Here is an 8522-nt window from a genome sequence, read left to right as displayed (position 1 = left end):
CGCCTCCGGTCATCACCGTGCCCACGCTGCCCGGCACCGGCACGCCGAACGTCGGCGTGGTGAACAATCCTGGCGATGGCACCCACAACCCGATGTCCGACAGCGGCGCGCAGGGCTGTGGCGCGTCGGCCACGGGCGGCGCTCCGTTCGTCGCCGCCACCGCGCTCTTGGCCATGGCCACGCTGCTGAGCCGTCGTCGCAAGCCCGCGCAAGTCCGCGCCCCCCGGCGCTGAGATGAACCGGCGGGCCTCTTCTCCGCCGCCTGGAAACACGAAAGCGGGTCCGTTCCTCGAGAGCGGACCCGCTTTTGTGTTTTCAGCGCGTGCGCGGCGCGAGCCGCCCGGACGTCAGTGAGCGCCCTCCACCTTCACGCCGGGATTGGCGCGCTGGAGGAGGAACACCAGCACCAGTGAGCACGCGAAGATGGCGGTGAGCACGGTGAAGTTGGCGTTGAAGGCCCGCACCAGCGCCTGCATGTTGATGCGCTGGCTGAACAGGCCATAGGCGGCGGCCAGGGGGTCCGTCACCCGCGCGGCCACCGTGGCCTTGAGGGCGGCGAGCTGCTCCTGGGTCACCTGGCTGTACGGGTCCACGTGCGACGCGAGCGCCGTGGTGTTCACCTTCGTCAGCCGGTTGAGCGCGCTGCTCATCCACGCGGTGCCGATGGAGCCTCCCAATTCGCGCGTCAGGTTGAAGAGCCCCGCCGCGTTGCCGCGCTGGTCCGGCCGCAGGTTGCTGAGCGCCATCACCGACAGCGGCACGAAGATGAAGCCCATGGAGCAGGCGCGGATGAAGACGGGTGTAATCAGCGCCGCCTCGTCCGCCGTGCTGCTCAAGTGGCCGTTGGTCCACAGCGAGAAGCACATGCCGACGATGCCCAGGCCCACCAGCCACCGCCCGTCCAGCTTGCCGCCGAACTTGCCGATGAGCGGCATCAACAGCACCTGGATGAAGCTGCCCTTGAGGAACACCAGGCCGATGTCGAGCGCCGAGTAGTGCATCACCGTGCCGCAGAAGAGGCTGAAGAGGAACGAGCCTCCGAACAGCGCCGTCCCGACGAGGAAGTTCACCCCCGTGGCCGCCGCATAGGAGCGGTTGGCGAACACCCTCAAATCCACCACCGGCTCGGGTGTCTCCAACTGGTGGACGATGAAGGTGATGAGCGCCACGCCCGCCACCACGGCGAGCACGGTGATTTTCATGCTGTCGAACCAGTCCTCGCGCGTGCCCTCCTCCAGCACGAACTGGAGCGCCGCCATGCCCACCGCGAGCAGGGCGATTCCCCACCGGTCCACGCGGGCCGTGGAGGGCGCGAAGTCCTCCTGCTTGATGTGACGCCACGCCATGAACGCGGCGAACAGGCCCACCGGCAGGTTGATGAGGAATATCCAGTGCCAGCTCGCCACCTCGATGAGCATGCCGCCCACCGTGGGCCCCAGGAGCGGCCCCGTCACCGCGCCCAGGCCGAAGAGCGCGCCGGCCATGCCGTGCTCCTTCTGTGGATAGCGCGCGAAGAGGATGGCCTGCGACGTGGGGATGATGGCGCCACCCCCCATGCCCTGGAGGATGCGGAAGGCCACCAGCGACGGCAGGTCCCACGCGAGGCCACACAGCACGCTGGCCGCGGTGAAGATGAGGATGGACGCGGTGAAGTAGCGCCGGAAACCGAAGCGCCGCTGGAGCCAGCCCGTCATCGGGATGACCACCACGTTCGCCATCATGTAGCCGGTGGACACCCAGGCAATCTGGTCCAACGGCGTGCCGAAGCTCGCGCGGATGTCGCTGAGCGCGACGTTGACGATGGAGATGTCCAGCACGGACATCAGCGCCGCGGCCATGGCGGCGATGGTGATGCCGGCCTTGGAGCCGGTGATGACGTCGCCCTTCACGACTAGTTGCTCCTCGTGTCCACGGTGACGACGGCGCTCATGCCCGGCTTGAGCGCCACCTGCGACTCACCGTCGAAGCGGATGAGCACGGGGATGCGCTGCACCACCTTCACGAAGTTGCCGGACGCGTTGTCCGGAGGCAGCAGCGCGAAGCGCGCGCCGCTGGCGCCGGCCAGGCTGTCCACATGGCCCTTGAAGGCGTGGCTCCCAAAGGCATCCACCTCCACCTCCACCGGCTGGCCCGCCTTCATCTCGCCCACCTGGTCCTCCTTGAAGTTGGCCACCACCCACACGTCGTCCTGCGGCACCACCGCCATCAGCGGACGCTCCGGGCCCACCATCTGCCCCACCTCCACCGTGCGACGGCTCACCACGCCGTCCACCGGCGCGCGCACCTTCGTGTAGGAGACGGCCAGCTCCGCCAGGTGCAGCGCCGCCTGGGCCTGCTTGAGCTTCGCGTCGGACAGCTTCACCGCCGCCTGCGCCGCCTGCACCTGCACCGGCCCCGTCTCCGCGGCGGCCAGCTTCCCCTGCGCCGTCTCCAGCCCACCGGAGGAGCCCTGCACCCCCGCCTGCGTGGAGGTCAGCCGCGCGCGCGCCACGTCCAGCAACGCCTTCGCCTGGTCATACGCGGACTGCCGCGCGTCCAGGTCCGCCTGCGTCACCGCGCCCTCCGCCTTCAGCGTCTTCACGCGCGTCATGTCCGCGTCCGCCAGCTTGAAGCGGGCCTCGGCCGCCGCCACGTCCGCGTGCGACTGGTCCAGCGCCGCCTTGGACGAGCTGATGCCGCTGTTCGCCTGCACCACGCCGCCGCGCGCCTGGCGCAGGTTGGCGCCGGCGTTGACCTCCGTGAGCGCCAGCTGCGACTGGGCGTTGGACGCCTGGGCCTCCGCGCTCAGCACGTCCGCGCGGGCCACCTCCAGCTTCGCGTCCAGGTCCGTGGAGTCCAGTTCGACGAGGACGTCGCCGGCCTTCACCGCCTGGTTGTCGCTCACCCGCACCTTGGCGACCATGCCGGAGACGCGCGGCGACACGTTGGCGATGCGGCCCTCCACCTGCGCGTCATCCGTGGACTCGTGGCCACGCGTCAGCACCCAGCGGGCGCCACCTCCCACCAGCGCCAGCGCGACGAGGGCGGGCAACACCTTCTTCGCTCGCGAGCGCGGCGCGGCGGGCTCCTTCACGACGGTGGGGAGGTTCTTTGGAACATCGTTGTCCTGCACATCCAGGGAAGGGGAAGCAGTGCTCATGGTGGTTCTCAAAGGTTCAGCGGGTCGATGATTTGGTGGCTAACCATCTGGACGCAGCGGCTCATCCGCCGAATCGGCAAAGGGGAATCAAGGGTTCAGGGGGTGGCTCACGGCTCCCGGAAGGCCGGGATGCCGGTGGAGACCTTGGCCAGCAGCTCGCGCAGGGTGACGCGTTCCTGCTCGTTCAACGGAGACATGAGCGCGGCGACGCGGCGGTAGTGCTCGGGGAGCATCCCTTCGAGCAGTTGCCGGGCCTTCGGCGTGAGGTGCACGGTGTACATGCGGCGGTCTTCCGGGTGGTCCTCCCGGGAGATGAGGCCGTCCTTCTCCAGCGTGTCGAGCAGGCCCGTCATGGTGGCGCGGCTCACACACGAGTTCTCCGCCAGCTCCGCCGGCGTGAGCCCTCGGCCATCCTCCGCCTCGCTGGTGGAGAACAGCCGGACGAGCACGGTGAAGCGCCCCTTCGACAGCCCGTGTCGCGCCAGGCTGGCGTCGTAGGCGTCGGATAAATCGTTCGACAGGCGCAGCAGGGTGATGCACGTCTCCAGGCCGCTCGTGTCGAGCTGCGGGAAGCGCCGCGCCAGTCGCTGCAACCGCTCGAAGCGGGTGATGGGAGGAGGACTCACGCTCATCTCGATGCGCGGCGAAAAGATGCCGCCCCCAACTCGTAAGGCCCCTAACTAGTGGGCGCAATAGAAATCTGCGGGAGGGCGCCAGAAAGAGACAGGCAGGGCTGCTCGCCTGCCCGGGGAGTGAAGGCGAATCCCCAAGGGCCACGCGCACCGTTATGAAGGGGTGTGCTCGACGTGAAGGACCCCACCGTGCAGGAGGCGCTGCGCCGTGCTTCCGAGGAGGCCGGGCTGCCGGACTCCCTGCGCAGCTGCGTGTATGGCCTGCTCAGGGACCCGGAGGGGGACTGGTCCCCCTGCTGCGGTGGAGGCTGCCAGCCGTGCTCGGCCACGCTGGCGGACGTGGCGGTGCGGACGCTGGAACTCCTGGGTACGCCCCGTCGCTCGCCCGTGCCCACGTGAGCACGGGGACGCGCCGCTGACGTAGGCTCCGGGGCTTCATGAATCCCCTCGTCCATGCGGAGTTCTCGTGGCTGGCGGCGCAGGGGCTGCGCGAGCGAAGAGACCGCATCCTGGTCACCTGCGCGGGCCTGGCACCGGACCTGGATGGGCTCACGCTGCTGGGGGGCGAGGAGCTGTACGTGCGCTATCACCACGTGCTGTTCCACGGCTACGTGGGGGCGCTCCTCACCGCCGCGGTGTGCATGGGGCTGGCGCGACAACGGCTGCGCGTGGGGCTGCTCGCGTTGGGGACCTTCCACCTGCACCTGCTCTGCGACCTCGCGGGCAGCGGACCGGGGTGGCCCATCTACTACTACTGGCCCACCAGCTTCCGGGAGTGGTTCTGGCAGGGGCAGTGGAACCTCTCCTCGTGGCAGAACGCCGTCATCGGCCTCATCACCACGCTGGCGTGTTTCGCGTGCGCGCTGCGCTGGCGGCGGACCTTCGTCGAGTTGCTGTCCCCGCGCTGGGACGCGGAGGTGACGAAGACCTTGCGGCGGCGCTTCCTCGGGGAGCGCGAGGCACCCGCACCCGGGAGCGCCGAGCGAAGTGGCCCTCACGGCTGATGGCAGTCGCGCCGCAGCGCCTCCACCTGGTCCTGCGGCATGGCCCGCACGGTGGTGGGCGCGAGCTCGCGGAAGCGCTCGCACTTCTCCTTCGCATCGGGCTCCTGCTCCAGGGTCTGCGTGGCCACCTGCGCGGCCTGCGCCGGCTCGCCCTTGCTCTGATAGAGGCGCTCCAGCATGACGTGGGTCGCCTCGGGCTTCGGGTTCTCCTCCAGTTGTCGCTTCGCGGCGACAATCGCCTCGTCGACCCGCCCCTGGCGCTCCAGCTCCGCCGCCTGCTCGAGTGACGCGGTCTCCGTGCAGTAGGGAAGCAGCTCCTTCACCTTCTTCGACAGCTCCGCCTTCTGCGCGTACAGCTTCGGGTCCGCGGACCGCCAGACCTCGCAGCGCGTGGCACGACGCTCGCCTTGCATGAGCGTCGACACCCGCTCGGTCACCTGGGCCGCGTCCTTCGGGCGTCCCGCGCCCTCCAACTGCTTCGCGAAGTCCAGGTGCGCGAGCGCATCACTCGAGTCGCGATAGGGGCTCACCTCCAGGTGCTTCTGGTAGCTGCGCACCGCCGCGTCCACCTCCCCCACCGACAGCTCCGTGCGCGCCAGCTCCCGGTTGGCCTGCGGATGGACCGGGTTGAGCTCCACCGTGCGGCGCAACAACGGCAGCCGCTGCGCCTCGTCCTTCTGTCGAAGGCTCAGCTCCCAGTAGGGCCTGGCATCCTTCGAGCCCAGCTCCACCTGCCGCTGGTAGATGTCCAGCGAGCGCTGCCGCAAGTCCCCCCTGGAGCGCGCCTGCGGTGACTCGCGAAACGACGTGTTCCAGTACGCCTGCGCCAACGCGAGCTGCACGTCCTGCTGGTTCGGGTTCTCGTTCGCCGCTTCCTCCAGCAGGGCGATGGCCTTCGCGCAGCGCGCCTTGTCGAAGCCATCCGAGGGACAGTCCCGCTGCGCCAACCGGATGCCCTCCTTCGCCGTGGGCGACAGCGTGGCGGGCGTCGCCACCGAGGGCTTGGGCGCCGCGGACGACGGGACTTGTGCCAACACGGGCGTGAGCACCCCCCACACCGCGACGAGTAGAACCTTCGCGCTCATCTGCCCTCCTTGCTACCGCTGGATGTGGACGTGGTCCGCCGCCGGGTCATTGCAGTCGAGGAACGTCACCGGCCCGTTCTCCGTGAAGCTGTCTTCCTCGCCCACCACCCGGATGCCCGCGAGTTCCACCAGACACATGAGCTGCCGCGCATCCCTGCCGGGCACCACCATGGAGCGCGGGTCGATGTCGAGCGCGCGTCCCCGGGTGTGACGGCTGTTGATGGAGCCCGAGCCGATGAACCGGTTGCGCTGCGGATTGCGGAACGCGCTGGTGATGAAGGGCTCCACGCTCACCGTCGCGACGCGGTTGTTCGCGGTGGTGTCCGCCCGCCGGTTCGGCCCGGCGAGGATGGGACCCGCGCACAGGCCGCCCACCCGGAGTCCCGCGCACACGTCATCGCCGCTCGGCGTGGTGTCTCCCAGGGGCCCGAGCATCAGCACCGACCCCCCGGCCGATACGACCACCGTCGCGGGGCTCCTCGTCACCGTCCCCACCGGCACCACCTGCACGTCATCCTTGAGGAGCTTGTTCAGCTCGGCGTCCACGTCCTGGAGCAGCTTGTCCAGGTCGCCCGGCGTCTCCTCGGCGACGAGCGTGTAGTTGCCCCGGTTGAGCGTCGTGTTGCCCGGCACGCGGATGTTCGCCAGCGTCGGCTGGAAGTCCGTGTCGTAATCCACGTACTCCTGTCTCAGCGTGTCCGTCTCGTCCTGGCGGAGGAACGAGGACGGAGGCAGCTTCACCTCCAGCCCGCGGCCATCCTCCAGGTCGAGCACGCCCAACACCTCGTACTCGAGCGGAGGGTTGGGGTCCCGACTGCCCGCCACCGACTGCGCGGACTTGCCTCGGAACGTCAGCTCGGCGCCTGTCGCCGTGGCGGGCTCCGCGGGCCCGGTGCGCGTGCCCACCGGTGTCACCGTCCACTTGATGCGGTCCACCAACCCCGCCTCGCCGCCCGTGACGCGCGCGCGGACCACCAGCTCCTCGCTCGTCACGAACGACGTGCGCGGAGGCGTTTCCTCGCGTCGCGTGAAGGCCTCGATGATGGCCAGCGACACCGGCTCACCCCCTTCCGGCGTGGTGACTTCCACCAGGGGCGGAGGCTCTCCACTGCCCCCCGTGCCCGTCGGGTCCGACTCGCTCCCGCACTTGCAGCTCGCGACGAGCGCCACCAGCGCCAGCCCCCACCACCGTGCCTTCCTGTTCATGAGCGCCTCCCCCCGCCGCCCTGAGCTCGGGACAGCCGTACAGCGGCCCGCGCACTTTCACCCGCGCCGCGTCGCGTGCCAGGGACACACGCCTCAGCGCTGTCACTGACCCGACGCGCCGGAATCCAATCCCTCACTGCTCGACGATGCGCCCGCCTCGAAGGGCACCCCTCGTCGCATGGCCTCCCAGCCCTCGAAGGCACACCGCCCGTGGCCTCCACGACAGGACGCGCGTGCGGGGTTGTGTCCACCACCATGCAGCACCGCGCCCTCGGACCGGCCCGCGGCCATTGCCTCGCGGCACCGCGCACGCCTAGCTTGAAGGGGTTTCCCTCGAAGGGGGCCCCATGCCTGCGTACCGTGACGTGCTCGCCAGGATTCCCGAACCTGATGCCGAGGCAGGGAGCCAGTGCCAGGGCCTGCTGGACATGAAGACGAAGCCCCAGGGAAGCCTGGGCCGCCTGGAGGAGCTGGCGTGTCAGTGGGCCACGCTGCGCGGTGAGCCCGCGCCCGCGATGCCGCGCAAGGGGCTGGTGGTGATGGCGGCGGACCACGGCGTGACGGAGGAAGGCGTGAGCGCCTACCCCGCGGAGGTCACCGCGCAGATGGTGGCCAACTTCGCCCGAGGTGGCGCCGCCATCAACGTGCTGGCCCGACAGCACGGCGTGCGCGTGGAGGTCGTCGACATGGGCGTGCGCGTTCCCGTGGAGGGACTGGAGGGCGTGCGCATGCACAGCCAGGGCCCCGGTACGGCCAACCTGGCCCGAGGGCCGGCCATGTCGCGCAAGACGGCCGAGGAGGCCCTGAGCGTGGGCGCGCTCCTGGCGGTGGAGCTGGCGGACTCGGGCGTGACGCTGCTGGGCCTGGGCGACATGGGCATTGGCAACACCACCGCGTCGGCGGCGCTCACGTGCGTGCTCGCGGGCGTGTCACCGGACATGGCCACCGGGCGAGGCACGGGCGTGGACGACGCGGGCCTCACGCGCAAGGTGGAGGTGGTGCGCCGGGCGCTCGCGGTGAACAAGCCGGACGCGGCGGACCCGCTGGACGTGCTCGCCAAGGTGGGCGGCTTTGAAATCGCGGGCCTGGCCGGCGCGGCGCTGGGCGCGGCCTCGCGGCGGGTGCCCGTCATGCTGGATGGTTTCATCTCCTCGGTCGCCGGGCTGGTGGCCGCACGGCTGTGTCCCAAGGTGATGCCCTTCCTGCTCGCCAGTCACATGTCGCGCGAGGCTGGCCACCGCCGGGTTCTGGAGGCCCTGCGCCTGCGGCCCCTGCTCGACCTGGGCCTGCGCCTGGGCGAGGGCACGGGCGCCGTGCTCGCGATGGGGCTAATGGACAGCAGCATGCACATCCTGCACGAGATGGCGACGTTCGCCTCGGCGGGCGTCGCGGAGAAGAGCCGGCGCTGAGGCTCGCTCCTCCGGCCGAAACGTGGCAGGAGTCGCGACACCCGAGC

At 70.1% G+C, this 8522-nt stretch carries 9 protein-coding genes; 4 read left to right on the top strand and 5 right to left on the bottom strand.

From position 1 onward, the window contains the following. On the top strand, positions 1-233 hold a 233-nt coding region (locus tag HR086_RS21510), incomplete at its 5' end, for an iron-containing alcohol dehydrogenase (RefSeq protein ID WP_217441894.1). A 114-nt stretch (positions 234-347) separates the two neighbouring features. On the opposite strand, the gene HR086_RS21505 is transcribed toward HR086_RS21510, so the two are convergent. The 3 genes from HR086_RS21505 to HR086_RS21495 all read right to left on the bottom strand — a co-directional run bounded on the left by HR086_RS21505 (position 348) and on the right by HR086_RS21495 (position 3771). Further along, complete coding sequence (locus HR086_RS21505; protein ID WP_141643474.1) at positions 348-1889, bottom strand: DHA2 family efflux MFS transporter permease subunit; 1542 nt, start codon at positions 1887-1889, stop codon at positions 348-350. A 2-nt stretch (positions 1890-1891) separates the two neighbouring features. Next, a complete protein-coding gene (locus tag HR086_RS21500) occupies positions 1892-3139 on the bottom strand; it encodes an HlyD family secretion protein (protein WP_174459790.1) in 1248 nt (415 codons plus the stop codon). A 107-nt stretch (positions 3140-3246) separates the two neighbouring features. Next, a complete protein-coding gene (locus HR086_RS21495) occupies positions 3247-3771 on the bottom strand; it encodes a MarR family winged helix-turn-helix transcriptional regulator (RefSeq protein ID WP_141643472.1) in 525 nt (174 codons plus the stop codon). Between the two features lie 165 nt (positions 3772-3936). Between HR086_RS21495 and HR086_RS21490 the strand changes: the two genes are divergently transcribed. Together HR086_RS21490 and HR086_RS21485 are read left to right on the top strand one after the other, a co-directional pair. Next, positions 3937-4170 carry a hypothetical protein gene (locus tag HR086_RS21490; RefSeq protein WP_174454476.1) on the top strand — a complete coding sequence of 78 codons (234 nt, stop codon included), beginning with the start codon at positions 3937-3939 and terminating at the stop codon, positions 4168-4170. Positions 4171-4208: 38 nt separating this feature from the next. Next, positions 4209-4775 carry a metal-dependent hydrolase gene (locus HR086_RS21485; protein ID WP_141643470.1) on the top strand — a complete coding sequence of 189 codons (567 nt, stop codon included), beginning with the start codon at positions 4209-4211 and terminating at the stop codon, positions 4773-4775. Here HR086_RS21485 and HR086_RS21480 read toward each other — a convergent pair. After that, entirely contained in the window at positions 4766-5860 is a 1095-nt protein-coding gene (locus tag HR086_RS21480; protein WP_174466528.1) for a lipopolysaccharide assembly protein LapB, read from the bottom strand. The two genes, HR086_RS21485 and HR086_RS21480, sit on opposite strands and share 10 nt — an antisense overlap. Positions 5861-5872: 12 nt before the next feature. Continuing rightward, entirely contained in the window at positions 5873-7066 is a 1194-nt protein-coding gene (locus tag HR086_RS21475) for a D-Ala-D-Ala carboxypeptidase family metallohydrolase (protein WP_174466527.1), read from the bottom strand. A 347-nt stretch (positions 7067-7413) separates the two neighbouring features. Between HR086_RS21475 and cobT the strand changes: the two genes are divergently transcribed. Then, a complete protein-coding gene (gene cobT / locus HR086_RS21470; protein ID WP_174466526.1) occupies positions 7414-8475 on the top strand; it encodes a nicotinate-nucleotide--dimethylbenzimidazole phosphoribosyltransferase in 1062 nt (353 codons plus the stop codon). Positions 8476-8522: the final 47 nt, after the last annotated feature.

It is taken from the genome of Myxococcus sp. CA039A (assembly GCF_013336645.1).
Lineage (GTDB): Bacteria > Myxococcota > Myxococcia > Myxococcales > Myxococcaceae > Myxococcus > Myxococcus llanfairpwllgwyngyllgogerychwyrndrobwllllantysiliogogogochensis.
The sequence above is the reverse complement of the archived record's forward strand: the minus strand, read 5'-3'. Positions and strand labels throughout refer to the sequence as shown.

Bases quoted from the DNA above. Each gene is read 5' to 3' on its own strand.
- HR086_RS21500 (WP_174459790.1), bottom strand. From the start codon at position 3,139: ATGAGCACTGCTTCCCCTTCCCTGGATGTGCAGGACAACGATGTTCCA.
- HR086_RS21495 (WP_141643472.1), bottom strand. From the start codon at position 3,771: ATGAGCGTGAGTCCTCCTCCCATCACCCGCTTCGAGCGGTTGCAGCGA.
- HR086_RS21485 (WP_141643470.1), top strand. From the start codon at position 4,209: ATGAATCCCCTCGTCCATGCGGAGTTCTCGTGGCTGGCGGCGCAGGGG.
- HR086_RS21480 (WP_174466528.1), bottom strand. From the start codon at position 5,860: ATGAGCGCGAAGGTTCTACTCGTCGCGGTGTGGGGGGTGCTCACGCCC.
- HR086_RS21475 (WP_174466527.1), bottom strand. From the start codon at position 7,066: ATGAACAGGAAGGCACGGTGGTGGGGGCTGGCGCTGGTGGCGCTCGTC.
- cobT (WP_174466526.1), top strand. From the start codon at position 7,414: ATGCCTGCGTACCGTGACGTGCTCGCCAGGATTCCCGAACCTGATGCC.